Below are 18,625 nucleotides of genomic sequence, written 5' to 3' on the forward strand. Positions count from 1 at the left end.
AATTACTGATGAATCATAATGTCGTAGAGCTCTTCGTCACTCTGAGCTTTACGTAGCATTTTGAGTACTTGCTTGTCACTTAGGCGCTCGGCCATAGAGGAAAGTGTTTTGAGGTGCTCTTTGCACTGTTCTTCCGGCACGAGGAGTGCAAATAGAAGGTCGACAGGTCGGTTGTCGATAGCGTCAAACTCAATTGCTTCGTCACACTGTAGTAAAACAGCAATAGCTTTGTCGCTGGATTGCATTCTTGCGTGAGGAATAGCAATACCGTTGCCGATACCAGTACTTCCCATTTTCTCTCTGCTGAGCATACACTCAAACAGTTGTGTAGAATCTTGGCCCGTATTTTCAGCGACGATCTGGCTGATCATCTCTAGGGCACGTTTCTTACTTGTACAATGGACTGCACTTTTGGTGCAGTCCAATGACAGTATCTCGCTCAGTTGCATGATTAATGACTGTTTAGTTTTTCTTTGTGCTTGTTAAGTTGACGAACTAATTTATCCACCAGCGAATCAATTGCTGCATACATATTTTCGTCGTTCGATGACGCGTGGATTTCGCCCTGATTTATGTGGAGCGTAGCTTCCGCTATTTGGTTGAGTTTTTCAACTTTTAGTACAACCTGTACTTGATTGATGTGGTCGAAGAACCTTTCGAGCTTCTGAAACTTAGATTGAACATAGTCTTGCATTGAATCGGTAAGATCAACGTGATGGCCTTGAATATTGATTTGCATAGACTTTCCTTTTCAGTTGGTGCCTTAAAGTAGGCGTTTACGCTGACTTGAAGGGGCGATACCCAAGGATTCACGATACTTCGCAATCGTACGTCTTGCGACTTGAATCCCTTGGTCAGCCAGAAGAGCAGCAATTTTGCTATCACTCAATGGTTTAGCGGTATTTTCCGCTGCGACCAGTTTTTTAATGAGAGCACGAATTGCTGTGGACGAACATTCTCCACCATTGTCTGTACTAACATGACTAGAGAAGAAGTACTTCAATTCAAAAATACCACGTGGGGTATGCATAAACTTCTGTGTAGTCACACGAGAGATCGTTGACTCATGCATATCCACATCCAATGCTACATCGTTAAGTACCATTGGTTTCATGGCTTCTTCACCATACTCGAAGAAATCTTGTTGATGTTCAACAATACATCTTGCAACTTTGAGAAGCGTCTCGTTTCTGCTTTCTAGGCTCTTAATTAACCACTTTGCCTCTTGCAAATTGCTGCGAATGTACTGGCTATCCGCACTGTTGCCTTTGCCTAGTTGCGCATATTGTTGATTTACTTTTAGTTTCGGAATGCTGTCAGGGTTTATGGATACAGTCCACTTACCATGATCTTTAAATACGGATACATCCGGAATGACGTATTCAGTGTCATCGGGTGTGATACGGCTACCAGGGCGAGGGTCAAGTTGTTGAATCAACTTCAATACTTCACGCAGGTCAGCTTCTTTAAGCCTAGTTTCTTTGATTACAAGCTTGTAGTCGCGATTACCAAGGTGGTCGATATGATCGCTTAACACCATTTTTGCTTCAGCGAGCCACGGCGTGTCTTCAGGGAAGGTCGCCAGTTGCAGTAGCAAGCATTCTTGCAGGTTGCGAGAGGCTACACCAAGTGGGTCAAATTGTTGGATACGCTTACGTACCGCTTCTACTTCGTCTAATTCTATTTCTTCGTTGTCGAAGCTTTCATGGATTTCTTCTGGAGAAAGAGTTAGGTAACCGTAGTCGTCGATGGCATCAATGATCGCTAGGGCGATGGTACGGTCGGTTTCACTGAAAGGGGTTAAATCCAATTGCCACATGAGGTAGTCATGTAGGGATTCAGTGGTCTCGCCTTGGTACACCGGCATATCATCATCAAGAGCAAGTCCGGTACTGCCTGTGTTAGCACTATAAACATCATCCCAAGTGGTATCTATTTCGAGCTCAGAACTGATTTCAGATTTCTCTATCACATCTGAACTGTCAGGAAGTTCGGGCTCTGAGGCTTCATTTGCACTGTTGCTGTCAGCCGTATCAAGTGCCGACTTGTCTTCACCGTTCGCTTGAGGTTCTTCGTGGCCTTCTTCAACTTCCAGAAGTGGGTTCGAATCCAGAGCTTCTTGAATTTCTTGCTGAAGATCGAGCGTCGACAATTGCAACAGGCGAATCGCTTGCTGCAGTTGTGGCGTCATGGCTAACTGTTGACCTAGCTTGAGTTGTAATGAAGGTTTCATTCAGTGTTACTTACCTTGTAATGCTCAGAATCTTACCGTTCCTAATGTAATCATAGACGGAATTGTTCGCCGAGATAAACTTGTTTCACTTGCTCGTTATTGAGAACTTCGTCCGGAGTCCCTGAAGCGATGAGGTGACCTTGGCTTACGATATAGGCTTTTTCACACACGTCTAAGGTTTCACGTACGTTGTGGTCTGTGATTAATACGCCTAGGCCACGGTCACGCAAGTGTTCGATGATTTTCTTGATGTCGTTTACCGAAATTGGGTCTACACCTGCAAACGGTTCATCCAACAATATAAACTGAGGGTTAGCGGCCAACGCTCGAGCTATCTCTACACGGCGTCGTTCACCACCTGATAGTGCCATACCAGCACTGTTTCGTATGTGCTGTATGTGGAATTCTTCCAATAAATCTTCCAGTTTGTCTTGGCGCTCTTCTCGCGTTAACTCTTGGCGAGTCTCAAGAACGGCCATGATATTGTCTTCAACAGATAGCTTACGAAAGATAGATGCTTCTTGTGGTAAGTAACCGATACCCATACGAGAACGGCTATGCATAGGTAGAATACTAATATCTTGGTCATCGATAGTGATGATACCTTCATCACGAGGCACCAAGCCTACAATCATGTAAAATGATGTGGTTTTACCGGCACCGTTTGGCCCTAACAGACCAACAATTTGGCCCGATTCTACTTCTAGGCTCACATCAGTCACAACCTTGCGCTTCTTGTAACTTTTCGCGAGGTTCTTTGCGCTCAGTACTGCCATATCAGTTCTCGATTTGGTTCGGTTGCAGGATAGTGGTTACACGCTCGTTCTTAGAGCTATCAGCTACCAGTTTTTGCTGGCCAATTTGATAACGAATAGAAGAACCTTTAATGGTATTACCATCTTGAGCAAGCTGTGCTTGTCCTTTCATGGTCAGCTCATCGGTTGAGATGTGATAGTCCAATTGAGTTGCTTGACCACTTAGCGTTTTACCGTCGTCCATTAACTGTGAAAATGTCGCCGGTTTACCAAATGCTTGGATCTGTTTGATCGCTTCTGTTTTCGAGTCGCGTGTTACTACGATTCGATCTGCTTCTATGTTAATACTGCCTTGCTTTAGAGATACATCACCTTTAAAAATCACCTGGTTACTCTTCATATCCACTTGTTGAGTGTCTGAATTAATGTAAACCGGCTGCTGAGTATCCGACTTAAGAGCAAGCGCTTGAGGCGCTGCTAAAACCAATGCTAATAGGCTAAGGTGTAATGGTTTCATATCGACCTTGAACTTGTTCTGAAAGAGTCGCAGTGTGCATTTTCAAATTGCCTTGCATTGCGCCTCCGGTAGTTTCAAATTGTGGACCAACCAACAATACTTGTTGTTCGGCTTTAAAATCTCGGTTATTAAGGTTAATGACCATCTTATCTGTTGCCATGGTGTCAAAGCTGGCCTCGGGCAAGAGGTTTTGCATGAGTACTTTGTCATACAGAGTCAGAACTTGATCTTCATCGAGCACCGCTCGTTTGGCTGTTACTTTCCATTCGATGACACTACCTTCTCGGTAAACCATTAACTCTGGTTTTTCAAAAATGGTATCACCGCTTTTCGCATAGTGGTCAAGACTGCTCGAACGAATAACGTAACTACGTACGCCATTTTCTGCATAAGTGGTATTTTCTAACCCCGAGCCACTAAACATCGGGAGCTCCAAATTTGGAGCAACTTGAATCTGGTCACTTTGTTCTGCTGACAGCAAATAGTATCCACACCAGGCCACTACAAACAACAACAGCAAATAAATGAGGCGAGTAAAACTCATATAATAAAGGCCTATAATTTAGCTCAGTACTTCCCTGACTATTGCCTTATTTAATAGGGTGCAGTATTCAGCACAATAAGTACTGATTACATGACACCTGCTTTTAACAAATCATGCATATTCAGAGCACCAACAATTTTGTTGTCTTCACATAAGATCAAAGCATTGATGTTCTTATCTTGCATTAAGTTTAAACCTTCCACTGCAAGCATTTCTGGATTCGCTGTGGTTGGGTTTCTAGTCATCACGTCACCAATCGCAGTTGTATGAATATCAATGCGCTTGTCTAACGTGCGACGTAAATCACCATCAGTGAATATTCCAAGCATAGCATCGTGCTCATCAACGATAGCCGTCATTCCTAAGCCTTTTTCGGAAATCTCGAGTAAGGCATCACGAATCAGTGCGTCTGGTGAAACTTTTGGCAGAGAATTTCCAAAGTGCATGATATCAGACAGTTTCAGCAACAGTTTTCTTCCCAATGCGCCACCTGGGTGGGACAGCGCGAAGTCTTCCGCTGAAAACCCACGAGCCTGAAGTAGGGCGACTGCTAGTGCATCCCCCATAACCAAAGTCGCGGTAGTGCTACTGGTTGGCGCAAGCCCAAGTGGACACGCTTCTTTTGGTACCGTAATTTGCAAGTGAAGATCGGACAGCTTCGCCATATTAGATTCTGGCTTACCTGTCATGCTGATGATCTTAATGTTCAGGCGTTTCAACACTGGGAAAAGAGACAAAATCTCATGGGACTCACCTGAATTTGAAATCGCAAGAACAATATCGCCTGCGCTGATCATTCCGAGATCACCATGTGCTGCTTCACCAGGATGAACGAAAAACGCAGAAGTACCAGTACTTGCAAGCGTAGCGGCAATCTTGTTTCCAATGTGACCTGACTTGCCCATACCCATCACGACAACCTTACCGTTATTGGAAAGAATCAATTCGCAAGCTTGCTCAAACTGCGCATCGAAGTATTGATCTAGCTGTTGTAGTGCTTTCACTTCGATATCGAGTACTTGTTTAGCTGCAGCGCGAAAATCAAATTGAGTGGACATATCAGAGCTCCAATTTGTGTTTATTTATTTTGTTATTAAGCGGCCATGTTTGCGAATAGGTAAACTTGGTAACCCAAGAAACAGACAAACAGAATTGAACCTTCAAGACGGTTGATGCTGCGTGACTTACCGAGGCACATTGCCACAAGAAGGAGAGATACCCCTAGCATCACCCAGAAATCACGACCCATTGCGTATTCGCTCAACATCGACGGATTAATAATGCCAGGTAGCCCCATTACCGCCAGAATATTGAATACATTTGAGCCGATGATATTGCCCACCGCCATATCGTCTTCGCCTTTAAGCACACCAGCAAGAGACGCCGCTAGCTCTGGAAGGCTAGTGCCAATCGCAATGATGGTTAGACCAATAACAAGGTCACTCATACCGAAGTACTTCGCGATGATAACGGCATTATCCACTAACAGACTCGCTGCCAAAGGAAGCAGTATCAGGCCAATCACCACCCACATTACCGCTTTAGGGTTGCTTACGCCTTCGGGTACTTCAGACTCTTGCTCTTCAATAAACGCATCACCTGCTTTTTGTTCCTTACGGCTAATTTGCAACATGGCAAACAAGAAAGCTCCGAATAGTACAAATAACAGTACCCCTTCGTAGAAACCTAAGTGGCTATCCCATAGCAAAATACCAGCAAGCACAGTAACTGCTATCATCAAAGGCAGTTCACGGCGAATCACGGCAGAGCTTATAGAAAGTGGTTTGATAATCGCAGTAATACCTAGGATCAAAGCAATGTTAGCGATGTTGGAACCTAGCACGTTACCTACCGCTGTATCGGTTTTTCCGTCCCATGCTGCGGTTGCAGAAACCATCATTTCTGGTGCGGAAGAGCCCATCGCTAGAATGGTCATGCCGATCACTAGAGGTGAAATACCGACGTTGCGGGCCAGAGCAGCGGAGCCAAAAACTAACTTATCTGCACTCCAAACAAGTAAAACAAGACCGACGATAAGCAACGCAACGGCTTCGAGCATGATGATTCCTAAGTAATAAATAAGCAAAATGAGTAACCGCTAATTTTGACCTTTTGCGGCCAAAAATGGAAGATAAACAATGCATAAATTAAAAGTTAGTAACGAATTTGTGTTTAATTGTTGCTCAATCAAGAATGTAAAGAATGCAACCGAGTGTAGGGCAACTCTAAACCGCTCTAGGCCAGAAAAAGTGTGCTCTTTTGAGAATTCTAAGAATTTTTATGGTTTTCTTTAATTGAACAGTGCTTTTAATTCACTTTTAATCCACTGCCGATCTGCTTATGATGACAAGCTTGAGTCGTATTCAAATGATTTTTATTGCCAAGTCAGTTGGCTGAAATGAGTAGCTATTGGAGCAATGGGTATACTTTACTGATTGTCTTTACCTATGAGTAAGAGAAAAAATGCTATGCCAAACGATGATTTAGTTACCGTGAACAATCTTACCTTCTCGCGAGGAGAGCGTAGGATTTTCGATGGCATTGAGTTACATATCCCGAAAGGGAAAATTACCGCAATTATGGGACCATCTGGAATTGGTAAAACGACTCTATTGCGTTTGATTGGTGGCCAGTTATACCCAGAACAGGGCGAGATTTGGTTTGATGGTGACAACATCCCTAGCTTGTCTCGCAAGAAGTTATACCATGCTCGTAAAAAGATGAGTATGTTGTTTCAATCAGGCGCTCTGTTTACTGATTTGAATGTTTTCGATAATGTCGCGTTTCCTTTGCGTGAACATACAGAGCTCCCCGAAGAACTAATCCGAACCATGGTGTTGCTAAAGCTTGAAGCGGTAGGATTACGAGGGGCTGCTGAGTTAAAGCCAAGTGAGCTCTCTGGTGGTATGGCTCGCCGTGCAGCATTAGCCCGCGCGATAGCTCTCGACCCTGACCTTATCATGTACGATGAACCTTTTGTTGGTCAGGATCCAATAACCATGGGTGTGCTTGTTGAGCTGATCAGTAATTTAAATCGAGCGCTAGGTGTGACCTCAATCATTGTTTCTCATGATGTGCCCGAAGTGATGAGCATTGCCGATTGGGTTTACTTGATGGCCGACGGCAAAGTGATTGCATTTGGTACACCACAAGAGTTGAGAGACAATCCGGACCCTCGCGTACAGCAATTCTTGCAAGGTGAGGCCGATGGGCCAGTACCATTCCGCTTCCCAGCTCAAAGTATCGAAAAGGACCTATTTGATGTTCGATAACTTTACTCAATTTGTTGCCTCTATAGGGAGACGCACTTTAGCGATCTGTGAGGCATTTGGCCGCGCAACATTGATGCTCATTGGGGCGTTGATAACGCGACCTCAGCCGGTTCGAAATTTCCCTTTACTCGTTAAACAACTTTATTCGGTTGGGGTTCAGTCACTGGCTATTATCGTGGTGTCTGGCTTGTTTATTGGTATGGTGCTTAGCTTACAAGGTTATGTCGTGCTGGTGGACTACGGTGCCGAAGGTAGCCTTGGTCAGATGGTGGCTTTGTCGCTGCTACGTGAACTTGGCCCCGTTGTTACTGCGCTGTTGTTTGCTGGTCGTGCTGGTTCAGCATTAACGGCAGAAATCGGCTTGATGAAAGCCACTGAGCAGTTATCGAGCTTGGAAATGATGGCGGTTGATCCGCTGAAACGAGTGATAGCGCCACGCTTTTGGGCGGGGGCTATTTCAATGCCTCTACTTGCTATGATCTTTATGGCTGTGGGAATTTGGGGCGCTCAGCTTGTTGGCGTAGATTGGAAAGGCGTAGACCACGGTAGTTTCTGGGCTGCGATGCAGTCTTCGGTTGAATTGGGCCAAGACATCGGTAACAGCATGATCAAGTGTATCGTGTTTGCTATTACCGTTACCTGGATCGCTCTATTTAATGGCTATGACGCTATTCCTACTTCGGAAGGGATTAGCCGAGCAACCACGCGCACTGTAGTGCATTCTTCTTTAGCAGTACTGGGATTAGACTTTGTACTGACCGCATTGATGTTTGGGAATTAATCATGCAACAAACACGTAAAACAGAATTATGGGTTGGCAGCTTTGTATTAGCGGGAATTTGCGCGATTCTTGTGATGATTTTTCAGGTTGCTGACGTAAAAAGCATTGGCTCTGGCAATACTTATACCCTGAAAGCCGAGTTCGACAATATTGGTAGTTTGAAAGTTCGTTCTCCGGTGAAAGTTGGTGGTGTTGTTATCGGCCGTGTAAGTAACATAACACTTAACCCTGATAGCCTATTACCAGTAGTGAGCTTGTCGGTTAACAGTCAATACAACCAGTTCCCAGAAACCTCTAGTGTGCAAATCTTGACATCGGGATTGATTGGTGAACAGTACATTGGCTTGGTACCGGGCTTTGTTTTTGACGATGAAGAAATGCTTGTTGATGGCGACACCATCGAAGACACCAAATCTGCATTAGTTCTGGAAGATCTTATTGGCCAGGTTCTATATAGCATTGGTGGTTCTGGTGACACGAGTAAGGAATAACCCATGTTTTCTAGACTATTACTTTCATTCATAGCGGCGTTTACTGCCTTTGGTGCAGTGGCTGCGGAAGTAGATAAAACACAGCCATACCAAATGATGAGGCAAGTGGCGGAAGTGACGTTTGAACGCCTTAAGGCTGAACAGCCGAAGATCAAACAAGATCCTAACTTGCTAAAAACCATTGTTGAAGAAGAGCTGATGCCTTACGTTAACGATCGCTACGCGGCATTGAAACTGCTTGGCCCGAACTTAAAAGGGGCAAAGCGTGAAGACGTAGGGGAGTTCATCAAAGCATTCCGTGCGTACTTAGTGACGTCTTATGCGCAAGTGCTAACGCAATATTCTGATCAACAGATAGCATTTGGCCCAGAACCAAAGCTGGATTCATCTAAACGCATCACGAGCATTAAAGTGGATATTATCGATGCTCCACGTCCTAACATTAAGCTTGAGTTCAAACTGCGTAAAGATAAGAAGACCGGCGAGTGGTTAGCATTTGATATGGTTGCTGAAGGTATTAGCTTACTATCGAGCAAGCAGTCGGAATGGAATACTAAAATTCGTCAAGATGGTATTCTCGCAGTTGCAAAAGATTTAGAAAAGCTGGCGGAACAACCGATTCGCTTTGAGGCTGCAAAGTAATGGAACAGTGGCATTTACAGGCAGGTATTCTTAAACTTACAGGAGCCTTGGATCGTGATACCGTTCCGGCTCTTTGGGCTGAGGCACAGAAGTGGCAGCCATCCCAAACTGAACTAGAGTGCTCTTTATTAGATATAGAGCGTGTCGACTCTGCAGGAATGGTGATGTTAATCCACTTATTAGAGCATGCAAAAAAGCAAAACTGTCATATAATGCTGAGTTTCGTGCCAGCGCAACTGCGCACTTTGTTTCAACTAAGTAATGTTGAATCCTTAGTGGCAAAACACATACAGAATTATCAGGGGTAAATTGTGGATAGCGCAAAAGTACAACAGCTATTAGAAGAAGCACTAAACCTTCAAGAAGTGCATGTAAAAGGTGAAGGTAGCCATTATGAGGTGGTTGCTGTTGATGCTTGTTTCGATGGAATGAGCCGCGTTAAGAAGCAGCAGTTAATTTACGGTCCTCTGATGGATTACATCCAGCGTAACGACATTCACGCACTATCGATTAAAGCGTTCACTCCAGATGAGTGGGCTCGTGATAAAAAGCTAATGTCGCTGTAAGGTTTATAATGGAAAAGTTTCGAGTTATTGGGTCAGATCAACCGCTGGTTGGTGAAGTGACTATTTCAGGTGCAAAAAACGCAGCACTGCCGATTTTATTTGCGTCAATTTTGGCTGAAGAGCCTGTAGAAGTGGCAAACGTACCACACCTTCGTGATATCGACACAACCATGGAGCTACTAAAGCGTTTGGGCGCGAAAGTAAGTCGTAATGGTTCCGTTCATGTCGATCCAAGCAGTATTAATGAGTACTGTGCGCCTTACGACTTGGTGAAAACCATGCGTGCATCAATTTGGGCACTTGGCCCATTGGTGGCTCGCTTTGGCAAAGGTCAAGTTTCTCTACCTGGCGGTTGTGCGATTGGTGCTCGTCCTGTGGATCTACATATCACAGGTCTAGAGCAGCTTGGTGCAACCATCACACTAGAAGATGGTTACGTTAAAGCAGAAGTTGATGGTCGCCTAAAGGGTGCCCACATTGTGATGGATAAAGTGAGTGTTGGTGCAACCATCACTATCATGTGTGCAGCAGCACTTGCTGAGGGCACAACAACGCTAGACAACGCAGCACGTGAACCTGAAATCGTTGATACAGCAGACTTCCTAAACACGCTAGGCGCGAAAATCTCTGGTGCGGGTACTGATACCATCACTATCGAGGGCGTTGAGCGTCTAGGTGGCGGTAAGCACAACGTCGTTGCTGACCGTATTGAAACCGGTACTTTCCTAGTCGCAGCCGCGGTGTCTGGCGGTAAAGTGGTATGTCGCAACACAAATGCACATCTTCTAGAAGCAGTACTGGCTAAGCTAGAAGAAGCGGGCGCATTGGTAGAAACTGGCGATGACTGGATTTCTGTTGATATGACCGATCGCGAACTGAAAGCCGTGAGCGTTCGTACCGCTCCACACCCTGGCTTCCCGACTGATATGCAGGCACAATTCACGCTATTGAACATGATGGCGAAAGGCGGCGGCGTAATCACAGAAACGATCTTTGAAAATCGTTTTATGCACGTACCAGAACTGATGCGTATGGGCGCGAAGGCGGAAATCGAAGGCAACACTGTTATCTGTGGTGATGTTGATTCACTAAGCGGTGCGCAAGTAATGGCAACTGACCTACGAGCTTCGGCAAGTTTGGTGATTGCAGGTTGTATCGCGAAAGGCGAAACCATCGTTGATCGTATCTACCACATCGATCGTGGTTACGACAAAATCGAAAATAAACTGGCTGCACTTGGCGCAAATATTGAGCGAGTGAGCGAGGCAAGTTAAACTGCGGTGCAGGTGACTTGGATATGAAGAGAGCCGAAACGTTGGTTTCGGCTTTTTTGTATCGCGCTTTCTTGCATAGTTCATGACTATGTCAAAAGAGACAATAATAGCTGTAGCTGGCGTAAAGCCGGTTCTTGGAGAACAACAATGATTGCACTGTTACGTGTATTTGCTGTCGCAATTTTCGCAATTGTGATGTTTATTGGTGGTTGTGGTTACTGCCTACTAAGCCCTCGAAACCCTAAGCACGTTTTCACCTTCGGTCGTCTATTCGGCAAGATGTCGCGCGTATTTGGCATCAAGCTTGAGCTACGAATTCCAGAAGATGCCTATTCGCGTGGTCAGCATGTTTATATTGCAAACCACCAAAACAACTGGGACCTTTTCACCGTGTCTTCAGCGGTTACACCAAAAGTGGTTACCGTAGGTAAAAAGAGTTTGGCGTGGATGCCTCTATTTGGTCAGCTTTACTGGTTAACTGGTAATATTCTGATCGACCGTGCGAATCGTTCTAAAGCGAAAGGTACCATTGACCAAGTTGTGGATAGCATCAAGAACAGTGATGTTTCAATATGGATGTTCCCAGAAGGTACTCGCTCTCGTGGCCGTGGTTTGCTGCCATTTAAGACTGGTGCGTTTCATGCGGCTATTGGTGCACAAGTACCAATCATTCCAATCGTATGTAGTTCGACGGACCATATTAAGTTAAACCGTTGGAATAACGGACATGTAATCATTGAGATGCTGCCGCCAGTAAGCTCTGAGGGCTACGGTAAAGAGAGTGTCCGTGAGCTGGCGAACAGCTGTCGTGAGCAAATGAAAGAGAAGCTAGAAGCGTTGGATGAAGAAGTGAAACAGCGCAACGCAGCTTAAGCCTTACTGCGATACCGCAGCAAAAAGACAATAAAAAACGGGTAGCCTGAGCTACCCGTTTTTTTATGCTTGTTAGCAAGTGCAATTATTTGCGAACTGCGATTGCTTCAATCTCGATGCCAACATCTTTAGGTAGACGAGCAACTTCTACACAAGAACGAGCAGGGTAGTTTGCAACTTCGTGTTCATCGAAGAACTTACCGTAAACTTCATTCACTGTACCGAAGTCGTTTAGGTCTTTCACGAATACTGTCATTTTAACGATGTCTGTTACTTTAAGGCCTGACGCTTCAACTACAGCTTTTACGTTTTCTAGAGATTGACGAGCTTGCTCTGCGATGTCGGCAGACACTTCACCTGTCGCTGGGTTTACCGGGATTTGGCCAGAAGTAAGAACCATGTTACCTAGATCTACGCCTTGAACGTAAGGACCGATTGCTGCTGGTGCAGACTCAGTGTGAAGTACTTTCGTCATTTGAATTGTTCCATCTATTTAGGGGAATATAGGGTTTACTCAAGTATTTTGAGATTTCTAAGAGTAAGCAGTGTGCCTTTAAATATAAAGCTCGTAAAGAGCAAAATACCCCGCATTAGCGGGGTATTGGTCAATTTATTGTTATCAACATCGAAGCCCAAAAATTAACGTTCTGTGACGATCTCACGTGCGAAGACTTTTTCACAGTACTTACACTTCAAACGAATTTCTTCCTTCTTCTCGAACACCTGGAAGCTGCTTGCAACAGGCTCGTTGTGCGAAATACAGTTGCTATTCGGACACTCAAATACGTTGTTGATTCGCTCAGGCAGTTCTAGTGCAAGCTTCTTCACCACTTCGTAATTTTCGATTTGATTTACGGTTGCATGTGGTGCGTAAAGTGCAAGCTTGCTTGCCTGCTCTTCATTGATAAACACGTTTTCAATCTTCAGTAGGTCTTTGTGACCCAGAGCCGAAGAAGGCAAGTTCAGACCGATAGTTACGCGCTGAGAAGAGTTGTGCATGTCGAAAAGCTTCAGCACTTTGATACCAATTTGTGCTGGAATGTGGTCAATAACCGTACCGTTTTTGATTGCTTCAACCTGCAATTGAGTTTCTTTAGCCATGTCTTTTTCTCCCTCGATTACAGTGTTTCGTTTAGAACCAGTGCCAACAACGCTTGGCGAGCGTACACGCCGTTTCCTGCTTGTTGGAAATAGTAGGCGTGCGGTGTGGCATCGACATCTGTGGTGATTTCATCCACACGTGGAAGTGGGTGCAGTACTTTCAAGTTCTCACGTGCGCCTTCTAATAGTGCTGCAGTTAGGATGTAAGCAGACTTGATGTGTGCGTATTCCGATTCATCAAAGCGCTCTTTTTGCACGCGCGTCATGTATAGGATATCTAGCTCAGGAATCACAGTCTCCATATCAGTATGTAAACTGTATTGAATACCTGCTTCATCAAGTTCCTCACATAGGTAATCAGGCATTGCGAGGGCTTCTGGGGCAACGAAGAAGAAACGAATATTGTTGAACTTTGCCAGTGCTTGCGTCAACGAGTGCACCGTGCGGCCGTATTTCAGGTCACCAACAAAGGCGACGTTTAGGTTATCTAGGCGACCTTGTGTTTCAGCAATAGTATATAGGTCAAGTAGGGTTTGCGTTGGGTGCTGGTTTGCGCCGTCACCAGCGTTAATTACAGGCACACCGTTAGAGAATTCGGATGCTAGACGTGCTGCTCCTTCTTGAGGATGGCGCATCACAAATGCATCGACGTAAGAAGAGATAACTTGCACTGAGTCAGACAGTGTCTCGCCTTTTTTCGCTAAAGAGGTATTACCATCATTATCAAAGCCAATAACATCGCCGCCAATTCGTTGAATCGCCGTTTCAAAAGACAAGCGAGTACGTGTTGATGGCTCAAAGAAACAACTAGCAACAACCTTGTTTTTAATCAGCTCTGGACGAGGTTCTTTTTTTAGCTGACTTGCAGTTTCTACAATCAGTTCCAGCTCTTCACGTGAAAGCTCTGGAATAGAGATGATGTGCTTCTGATAAAGCGAGTTCGCCATGATCTTCTTCCCTATAACAGTGGTGACTATCCCCAAAATTCACCGTGATGGAATTTTGGACATAAAAAAACCTCCCCAAATGGGGAGGTTTTAAAATTCAATAGAATTAACAAAAATAACCGCACGTAAGCGTAGTCGCTTAGTTAGAGCAAATCGCGTTTTTACGTCAGCAATCAGCTTGGTCATTTCGTAATCCTCAGACAAATTGCCGAGCATTATACGCTTAACTTTCGTGAGCGCAAGCGATTACATCATGGTTTTTGTCACAATATCTAATGCTTTGGTTTAGCTACCTAGTGTCGCTACCATCACGGCTTTGATGGTGTGCATTCGGTTCTCAGCTTCGTCAAACACGATTGAGTATTCTGATTCAAACACTTCTTCTGTCACCTCTAAACCATTCATGCCGTATTTCTCTGCCACTTCTTTGCCTACGGTAGTCTCGTCGTTGTGGAAAGCGGGTAGGCAGTGCATGAACTTCACATGAGGGTTGCCCGTTTGCTTAATCACGTCCATGTTAATTTGGTAAGGTGTCATCAGTGCAACACGCTCATCCCAAGCATCGGCAGGCTCGCCCATGGATACCCAAACATCGGTGTAGAGGAAATCACAACCTTTTACCCCTTCTTCAACGTTCTCGGTAAGCGTGATTTTCGCACCGGTTTGTTGAGCAATCGCTTGGCAAGTCGCGACTAATTCTTCTTCTGGCCAGAACGTTTTTGGTGCCACGAGACGAATATCCATGCCGACTTTGGCGGCTCCGACCATGAGAGAGTTGCCCATGTTGTTACGTGCATCACCCAGATAGGCAAAGGTCATCTCATGCAGTTGTTTACCACGTCCGTGCTCTTGCATGGTCAGGAAATCCGCCAGTATTTGTGTAGGATGAAACTCATCAGTCAAGCCATTCCAGACAGGTACACCAGCATAAGTACCAAGCTCCTCAACAATGGATTGACCAAAGCCGCGGTATTCGATGCCATCGTACATACGACCAAGAACGCGAGCGGTGTCTTTCATCGATTCTTTATGACCGATCTGTGAGCCAGAAGGACCGATGTAAGAGACTTGAGCGCCTTGATCAAAAGCAGCGACTTCAAACGCACATCGGGTACGAGTAGAAGATTTCTCAAAGATTAGTGCAATGTTTTTGCCTTGAAGTTTCTTCTGCTCTGTCCCTGCATATTTAGCTTTTTTTAGCTCAGCAGACAGTTCGAGCAAAAAGAGAATTTCTTTTGTGGAGAAATCCAATAGCTTCAAAAAGTTGCGATGATGTAGATTGAAAGCCATAGCTCGTCCTTTAGGTCGTTTGGTTGATAAGTAATAAAGCCATTAAAGCATGAAAATGCTATATATGTGAATAATTATTTTCAAATAAAACAAAAAAAGGTTGATGCATTCACATCAACCTTAGTCTTTATTGGTTTTATTTGGTGAGAGAGATTTCTCAAATATCGTCACGCTCGATTGGGCAGCTCATACAGCGTGCACCACCACGACCTCGGCCAAGTTCGTTACCTGGTATGGTCAGGACTTCAATGCCAGCTTTGTCATACTTTTCGTTAGTGTAGACGTTACGTTCGTAACCAATCACAACACCAGGTTTCACTGTTAGTACGTTGTTGGCATCGTTCCATTGCTCACGCTCAGCTTCATAGCTGTCACCACCAGTGGTAATGATCTTCAGTTGGTCCAACCCCAGTGCCGATTCAATTGCGTGCAGATAGTTGTGTGATGCTTCGACATGCATTTCCCCATTGCCTTTTGGTGTTAGGCGCCATGTGTCTAAGTCTTTACGCATGATCTCTGGGTATACCGAGAAAGTATCGACATCCATATGCGTCATTACCGTATCAAGGTGCATGCATGAACGGTGTTTCGGTAGGTCAATGGCAATGACTTCTTTCGCCTGACCGGATTTGAATAGGCTCGCCGCTAGGTTTTCTACACCCTGTGGAGTTGTACGCTCAGACATGCCAATCAGAACCGCACCCTTACCGATAACCAGAACATCACCGCCTTCAACGTTGGCATTGTCGTAGTGTTGGTCTTCATCGCCAAAGTAGTTTATGAAGTTTTGCCCAGCAAAGGTTGGGTGCCAACGGTAAATCGCGCGCAGGTGGTTGGTTTCGCGCTGACGTGCAGGCATCATCATTGGGTTGAGTGATACACCACCGTAAACCCAGCATGAAGTATCGCGAGTGAATAGGTGGTTAGGTAAAGGTTCGATAACGAAGTCTAGAGAACGCTTCATTTTCGGTAGCATCGATGAAGATTTGATTGGCAGTTCCGAGTAAGCCAATCCGCCAAGAAGAATGCTGGCCAGGTGTTCATCGTCCATCTCTGCGAAGTACTGGCGCAGGTCGCGAGCGAAAGTCGGACCGTAACGGAAGTCAGAAATCTGAGTGTTTAACAACCATTGTTTTGCTTCTGGAACCGCAAGGGTTTCGACCAGTAGATCATGAAGCAGTAACACCTCAACACCTTGCTCACTTAGAGTTCGAGCGAATGCATCGTGTTCTTCACCTGCAGCTTCGACAGCCAATACGTCATCAAATAGTAATTCATGGCAGTTTGATGGTGTTAAGTGGGTGAGGGCACGCTCTGGGCGATTTAATAGAACTCGTCTAAGTTGACCTACTTCTGATCCAACGTACAGCTTGCTCATTTTGTATCCTTACAAATATTCCAGCCATTAGTTATGACAAGCTTGGTGCTAAGATGCAAGTTCCTTTGGTTTGCTTATATTTTGCAAAAATCTTATTTTTTAGCTTTATATTTTGTTAATTTTAATTGGGTGTATTTTAATTCTATATTTTGCAGTTCATTCATAGCTTTTAGAAAGTGCGTTTTTATTCTTTTTAGTTTGGTGAAGAGAGGGTACATCAATAGTGCATAAAACGTGCATAACCATTCTGAAATATGCAGTTTTTAGCTTTTCTTTATTCGTTAGGCCAGAGTAACCAAGCTGTCACTGTATTCACTCCAAGATCATAAACACGCAAACAAGTCTAAAATTACTCGTTTAAGGCTCAATTAGGATCTTCTGAATATTAAAGATTACCCGTTTTTGTTAATTTTTTGTTTCTGTGAGCGGGGTTTCGATTTGCGAGTCAAAATTATCATCAAGAATCACCGTAGTTTGGTGTTTGTTTGTGGCTTTTCATCGCAATCCGTGCCATATTTCACCGCATTAACGTACTCAGTTTAGAGTATAGTGTTTCCATCAAGTAACTAATCTGGAGCCAAAACATGTCTCACGAAGATGAATATCTATCAGTAGAAGAATTAATTGAGATTCAAAAGGAAGAGACTCGCGATATCATTGCAGCATTGCTAGAAGATGGCAGCGATCCAGATTCACTATACGAAATCGAGCACCACCTATTTGCTGAAGACTTTGATACACTAGAGAAAGCGGTTGTTGAAGCGTTTAAGATGGGCTTTGAAGTTCTTGAAGCAGAAGAAACAGAAGATGAAGATGGCAACAAACTACTTTGCTGTGATGCAACAATGGAATCTGCACTAAACGCAGAAGCAATTGATGCACAGGTTGAGAAATTGGTTCATCTTGCAGAAAAATACGACATCATCTACGACGGTTGGGGTACTTACTACGAAGGCGAAGATGCGCTTTACCCTGAAGAAGATGATGAAGACGAAGAGTAATTCTCTTATTATTCTAAGAAGCCAGCGTTTATCGCTGGCTTTTTTGTGCCTTGAAAATGATAACCGAAGATGACGATAAATTATTCTCATTGAGTTTGTGTGCTTATTATCTCTATAATGCGTGAAAATTGATCTAGCTCAAGGTGTATATGCAACTCTCACTCGCCGGTTTATGGCAAGTCTCTCCACTGACAGACCTTTCTATCCCACAGGATGACATCACTTTCCCTGCGCCTTTGAGTCAGGTATTGCCTGCTGAACTGACAGAAGAAGCAATTCGTCAGCAAGAGTGGCACTTGATGCATGACATTGAGGTGGACGAATCCATGATGGCATTTCCAGCGGTAGAAATGGTGTTGGGTGGTGTGGATTACCACGCTGAAGTGCGTTTGAACGGAGTTGCATTGTTCGACTGTGATGGTTCACAAAGCGTGTACAAAAAAGACATTCGTCCGTTCATGCAGATGGGGCGTAACCGTTTTGAGGTCCTGTTCCTTGAGGAAGAAGAAGATCTTCTGCTGGATGAGGATAAGCCAGAGTTATGTTCACTTGCGGATCACGAATACAAAAAGAGTGATGAGCGCTTGGGGGTATGGCAAGTGCCGTATCTGCAGTTTATCCGTAATGTGCGCTTAGAGCGCGTGGCAACGGAGCAGATCTGGCACCATGGTGGCGGCTGCGAGTTTAAAGTTGACCTTTATTACCAAACTTTCGCACCGGGTCTAGTTTCTGCTTCGGTTAAGTTTAATGGCATGACCTATCATATTCCTATTGATGTTCGAGCGGATCATGCGAGTGTTTTATTCCAGATCGAAGCGCCGAAGTATGCCGATGTTAACGATCCCGATCCAAAAGATCTCTACGAACTCGTGGTGGAGTTGGATGGGCAACGCCAAGCGTTTACTGTGGCACTTAGCCAAGAGCTCTGTGTTACCCACCTTGTACTTTAGGTTTGGGGAT

24 protein-coding genes are annotated in these 18,625 nt (G+C 44.6%); 10 read left to right on the forward strand and 14 right to left on the reverse strand.

Features of this window, described 5'->3' with window-relative positions; genetic code table 11:
- Positions 1-2 precede the first annotated feature (2 nt).
- From ptsN to ACTS60_RS03885, 8 genes are all read right to left on the reverse strand, one after another.
- On the reverse strand, positions 3-449 hold the full coding sequence (gene ptsN / locus ACTS60_RS03850; RefSeq protein WP_010450439.1) for a PTS IIA-like nitrogen regulatory protein PtsN: 447 nt from the start codon (positions 447-449) through the stop codon (positions 3-5).
- 2 nt (positions 450-451) lie between these two features.
- A complete protein-coding gene (gene hpf, locus ACTS60_RS03855) occupies positions 452-739 on the reverse strand; it encodes a ribosome hibernation promoting factor (protein WP_010450437.1) in 288 nt (95 codons plus the stop codon).
- Between the two features lie 24 nt (positions 740-763).
- Positions 764-2,233, reverse strand: a complete 1,470-nt coding sequence (locus ACTS60_RS03860; RefSeq protein ID WP_440887204.1) for an RNA polymerase factor sigma-54 — start codon at positions 2,231-2,233, stop codon at positions 764-766.
- Positions 2,234-2,283: 50 nt separating this feature from the next.
- On the reverse strand, positions 2,284-3,009 hold the full coding sequence (lptB, locus tag ACTS60_RS03865) for an LPS export ABC transporter ATP-binding protein (RefSeq protein WP_088880341.1): 726 nt from the start codon (positions 3,007-3,009) through the stop codon (positions 2,284-2,286).
- A 1-nt stretch (position 3,010) separates the two neighbouring features.
- Positions 3,011-3,505 carry a lipopolysaccharide transport periplasmic protein LptA gene (lptA, locus tag ACTS60_RS03870; RefSeq protein ID WP_088880342.1) on the reverse strand — a complete coding sequence of 165 codons (495 nt, stop codon included), beginning with the start codon at positions 3,503-3,505 and terminating at the stop codon, positions 3,011-3,013.
- Positions 3,486-4,049 (reverse strand): LPS export ABC transporter periplasmic protein LptC, encoded by a 564-nt coding sequence (gene lptC, locus ACTS60_RS03875; RefSeq protein ID WP_440887205.1) that lies wholly within the window; start codon positions 4,047-4,049, stop codon positions 3,486-3,488. The genes lptA and lptC overlap by 20 nt, the downstream gene beginning before the upstream one ends.
- An 86-nt stretch (positions 4,050-4,135) precedes the next feature.
- Positions 4,136-5,107: an arabinose-5-phosphate isomerase KdsD gene (gene kdsD / locus ACTS60_RS03880; protein ID WP_440887206.1), complete on the reverse strand. Its 972-nt coding sequence runs from the start codon at positions 5,105-5,107 to the stop codon at positions 4,136-4,138.
- A gap of 35 nt (positions 5,108-5,142) precedes the next feature.
- Positions 5,143-6,108, reverse strand: a complete 966-nt coding sequence (locus ACTS60_RS03885; RefSeq protein ID WP_440887207.1) for a calcium/sodium antiporter — start codon at positions 6,106-6,108, stop codon at positions 5,143-5,145.
- 409 nt (positions 6,109-6,517) lie between these two features.
- Between ACTS60_RS03885 and mlaF the strand changes: the two genes are divergently transcribed.
- The 8 genes from mlaF to ACTS60_RS03925 all read left to right on the forward strand — a co-directional run bounded on the left by mlaF (position 6,518) and on the right by ACTS60_RS03925 (position 11,948).
- Positions 6,518-7,321 (forward strand): phospholipid ABC transporter ATP-binding protein MlaF, encoded by an 804-nt coding sequence (gene mlaF, locus ACTS60_RS03890; RefSeq protein WP_440887208.1) that lies wholly within the window; start codon positions 6,518-6,520, stop codon positions 7,319-7,321.
- Positions 7,311-8,102, forward strand: coding sequence for a lipid asymmetry maintenance ABC transporter permease subunit MlaE (gene mlaE / locus ACTS60_RS03895; protein ID WP_440887209.1), 792 nt, complete (start codon positions 7,311-7,313; stop codon positions 8,100-8,102). The genes mlaF and mlaE overlap by 11 nt, the downstream gene beginning before the upstream one ends.
- 2 nt (positions 8,103-8,104) lie before the next feature.
- Entirely contained in the window at positions 8,105-8,593 is a 489-nt protein-coding gene (mlaD, locus tag ACTS60_RS03900) for an outer membrane lipid asymmetry maintenance protein MlaD (RefSeq protein ID WP_440887210.1), read from the forward strand.
- 3 nt (positions 8,594-8,596) lie between these two features.
- Entirely contained in the window at positions 8,597-9,235 is a 639-nt protein-coding gene (mlaC, locus tag ACTS60_RS03905; RefSeq protein WP_440887211.1) for a phospholipid-binding protein MlaC, read from the forward strand.
- Positions 9,235-9,543 (forward strand): STAS domain-containing protein, encoded by a 309-nt coding sequence (locus tag ACTS60_RS03910; RefSeq protein WP_440887212.1) that lies wholly within the window; start codon positions 9,235-9,237, stop codon positions 9,541-9,543. Before mlaC ends, ACTS60_RS03910 begins: the two co-directional genes overlap by 1 nt.
- A 3-nt stretch (positions 9,544-9,546) precedes the next feature.
- Positions 9,547-9,801 carry a BolA family iron metabolism protein IbaG gene (gene ibaG / locus ACTS60_RS03915; protein ID WP_010450413.1) on the forward strand — a complete coding sequence of 85 codons (255 nt, stop codon included), beginning with the start codon at positions 9,547-9,549 and terminating at the stop codon, positions 9,799-9,801.
- A gap of 8 nt (positions 9,802-9,809) precedes the next feature.
- Positions 9,810-11,075, forward strand: a complete 1,266-nt coding sequence (murA, locus tag ACTS60_RS03920; RefSeq protein ID WP_440887213.1) for a UDP-N-acetylglucosamine 1-carboxyvinyltransferase — start codon at positions 9,810-9,812, stop codon at positions 11,073-11,075.
- A 147-nt stretch (positions 11,076-11,222) separates the two neighbouring features.
- Positions 11,223-11,948, forward strand: a complete 726-nt coding sequence (locus ACTS60_RS03925) for a 1-acylglycerol-3-phosphate O-acyltransferase (protein ID WP_440887214.1) — start codon at positions 11,223-11,225, stop codon at positions 11,946-11,948.
- Positions 11,949-12,033: 85 nt separating this feature from the next.
- Here the strand turns inward: ACTS60_RS03925 and ACTS60_RS03930 are convergent, their stop codons facing one another.
- From ACTS60_RS03930 to arcA, 6 genes are all read right to left on the reverse strand, one after another.
- Positions 12,034-12,423, reverse strand: coding sequence for a RidA family protein (locus tag ACTS60_RS03930; RefSeq protein WP_005432832.1), 390 nt, complete (start codon positions 12,421-12,423; stop codon positions 12,034-12,036).
- 164 nt (positions 12,424-12,587) lie between these two features.
- Positions 12,588-13,049 carry an aspartate carbamoyltransferase regulatory subunit gene (pyrI, locus tag ACTS60_RS03935; RefSeq protein ID WP_440887215.1) on the reverse strand — a complete coding sequence of 154 codons (462 nt, stop codon included), beginning with the start codon at positions 13,047-13,049 and terminating at the stop codon, positions 12,588-12,590.
- A 17-nt stretch (positions 13,050-13,066) separates the two neighbouring features.
- The gene (pyrB, locus tag ACTS60_RS03940) at positions 13,067-13,996 is read right to left on the reverse strand and encodes an aspartate carbamoyltransferase (RefSeq protein WP_440887216.1); all 930 of its coding nucleotides are present in this window, start codon (positions 13,994-13,996) and stop codon (positions 13,067-13,069) included.
- Between the two features lie 90 nt (positions 13,997-14,086).
- A complete protein-coding gene (locus tag ACTS60_RS03945; RefSeq protein ID WP_440887217.1) occupies positions 14,087-14,182 on the reverse strand; it encodes an aspartate carbamoyltransferase in 96 nt (31 codons plus the stop codon).
- A 99-nt stretch (positions 14,183-14,281) separates the two neighbouring features.
- Complete coding sequence (locus ACTS60_RS03950) at positions 14,282-15,286, reverse strand: ornithine carbamoyltransferase (protein WP_440887218.1); 1,005 nt, start codon at positions 15,284-15,286, stop codon at positions 14,282-14,284.
- Between the two features lie 157 nt (positions 15,287-15,443).
- Positions 15,444-16,664, reverse strand: a complete 1,221-nt coding sequence (gene arcA, locus ACTS60_RS03955; protein ID WP_010450398.1) for an arginine deiminase — start codon at positions 16,662-16,664, stop codon at positions 15,444-15,446.
- A gap of 584 nt (positions 16,665-17,248) precedes the next feature.
- On the opposite strand from arcA, the gene rraB reads away from it, so the two are divergent.
- A complete protein-coding gene (gene rraB / locus ACTS60_RS03960) occupies positions 17,249-17,665 on the forward strand; it encodes a ribonuclease E inhibitor RraB (RefSeq protein ID WP_005432867.1) in 417 nt (138 codons plus the stop codon).
- A gap of 149 nt (positions 17,666-17,814) precedes the next feature.
- Complete coding sequence (locus tag ACTS60_RS03965) at positions 17,815-18,615, forward strand: glycosyl hydrolase 2 galactose-binding domain-containing protein (RefSeq protein ID WP_440887219.1); 801 nt, start codon at positions 17,815-17,817, stop codon at positions 18,613-18,615.
- Positions 18,616-18,625 lie beyond the last annotated feature (10 nt).

Source organism: Vibrio sp. WZ-1, assembly GCF_052037695.1.
Lineage (GTDB): Bacteria > Pseudomonadota > Gammaproteobacteria > Enterobacterales > Vibrionaceae > Vibrio.

Excerpts from the sequence above, each read along its gene's own strand:
- lptB (WP_088880341.1), bottom strand. The coding sequence starts at position 3,009 with ATGGCAGTACTGAGCGCAAAGAACCTCGCGAAAAGTTACAAGAAGCGC.
- pyrI (WP_440887215.1), bottom strand. The coding sequence starts at position 13,049 with ATGGCTAAAGAAACTCAATTGCAGGTTGAAGCAATCAAAAACGGTACG.
- kdsD (WP_440887206.1), bottom strand. The coding sequence starts at position 5,107 with ATGTCCACTCAATTTGATTTTCGCGCTGCAGCTAAACAAGTACTCGAT.
- mlaC (WP_440887211.1), top strand. The coding sequence starts at position 8,597 with ATGTTTTCTAGACTATTACTTTCATTCATAGCGGCGTTTACTGCCTTT.
- murA (WP_440887213.1), top strand. The coding sequence starts at position 9,810 with ATGGAAAAGTTTCGAGTTATTGGGTCAGATCAACCGCTGGTTGGTGAA.
- ACTS60_RS03860 (WP_440887204.1), bottom strand. The coding sequence starts at position 2,233 with ATGAAACCTTCATTACAACTCAAGCTAGGTCAACAGTTAGCCATGACG.
- hpf (WP_010450437.1), bottom strand. The coding sequence starts at position 739 with ATGCAAATCAATATTCAAGGCCATCACGTTGATCTTACCGATTCAATG.
- pyrB (WP_440887216.1), bottom strand. The coding sequence starts at position 13,996 with ATGGCGAACTCGCTTTATCAGAAGCACATCATCTCTATTCCAGAGCTT.
- mlaF (WP_440887208.1), top strand. The coding sequence starts at position 6,518 with ATGCCAAACGATGATTTAGTTACCGTGAACAATCTTACCTTCTCGCGA.
- ACTS60_RS03930 (WP_005432832.1), bottom strand. The coding sequence starts at position 12,423 with ATGACGAAAGTACTTCACACTGAGTCTGCACCAGCAGCAATCGGTCCT.
- lptA (WP_088880342.1), bottom strand. The coding sequence starts at position 3,505 with ATGAAACCATTACACCTTAGCCTATTAGCATTGGTTTTAGCAGCGCCT.
- mlaD (WP_440887210.1), top strand. The coding sequence starts at position 8,105 with ATGCAACAAACACGTAAAACAGAATTATGGGTTGGCAGCTTTGTATTA.
- ACTS60_RS03910 (WP_440887212.1), top strand. The coding sequence starts at position 9,235 with ATGGAACAGTGGCATTTACAGGCAGGTATTCTTAAACTTACAGGAGCC.
- ACTS60_RS03945 (WP_440887217.1), bottom strand. The coding sequence starts at position 14,182 with ATGACCAAGCTGATTGCTGACGTAAAAACGCGATTTGCTCTAACTAAG.
- ptsN (WP_010450439.1), bottom strand. The coding sequence starts at position 449 with ATGCAACTGAGCGAGATACTGTCATTGGACTGCACCAAAAGTGCAGTC.
- ACTS60_RS03885 (WP_440887207.1), bottom strand. The coding sequence starts at position 6,108 with ATGCTCGAAGCCGTTGCGTTGCTTATCGTCGGTCTTGTTTTACTTGTT.
- rraB (WP_005432867.1), top strand. The coding sequence starts at position 17,249 with ATGTCTCACGAAGATGAATATCTATCAGTAGAAGAATTAATTGAGATT.
- lptC (WP_440887205.1), bottom strand. The coding sequence starts at position 4,049 with ATGAGTTTTACTCGCCTCATTTATTTGCTGTTGTTGTTTGTAGTGGCC.
- mlaE (WP_440887209.1), top strand. The coding sequence starts at position 7,311 with ATGTTCGATAACTTTACTCAATTTGTTGCCTCTATAGGGAGACGCACT.
- ACTS60_RS03925 (WP_440887214.1), top strand. The coding sequence starts at position 11,223 with ATGATTGCACTGTTACGTGTATTTGCTGTCGCAATTTTCGCAATTGTG.
- ACTS60_RS03965 (WP_440887219.1), top strand. The coding sequence starts at position 17,815 with ATGCAACTCTCACTCGCCGGTTTATGGCAAGTCTCTCCACTGACAGAC.
- arcA (WP_010450398.1), bottom strand. The coding sequence starts at position 16,664 with ATGAGCAAGCTGTACGTTGGATCAGAAGTAGGTCAACTTAGACGAGTT.
- ACTS60_RS03950 (WP_440887218.1), bottom strand. The coding sequence starts at position 15,286 with ATGGCTTTCAATCTACATCATCGCAACTTTTTGAAGCTATTGGATTTC.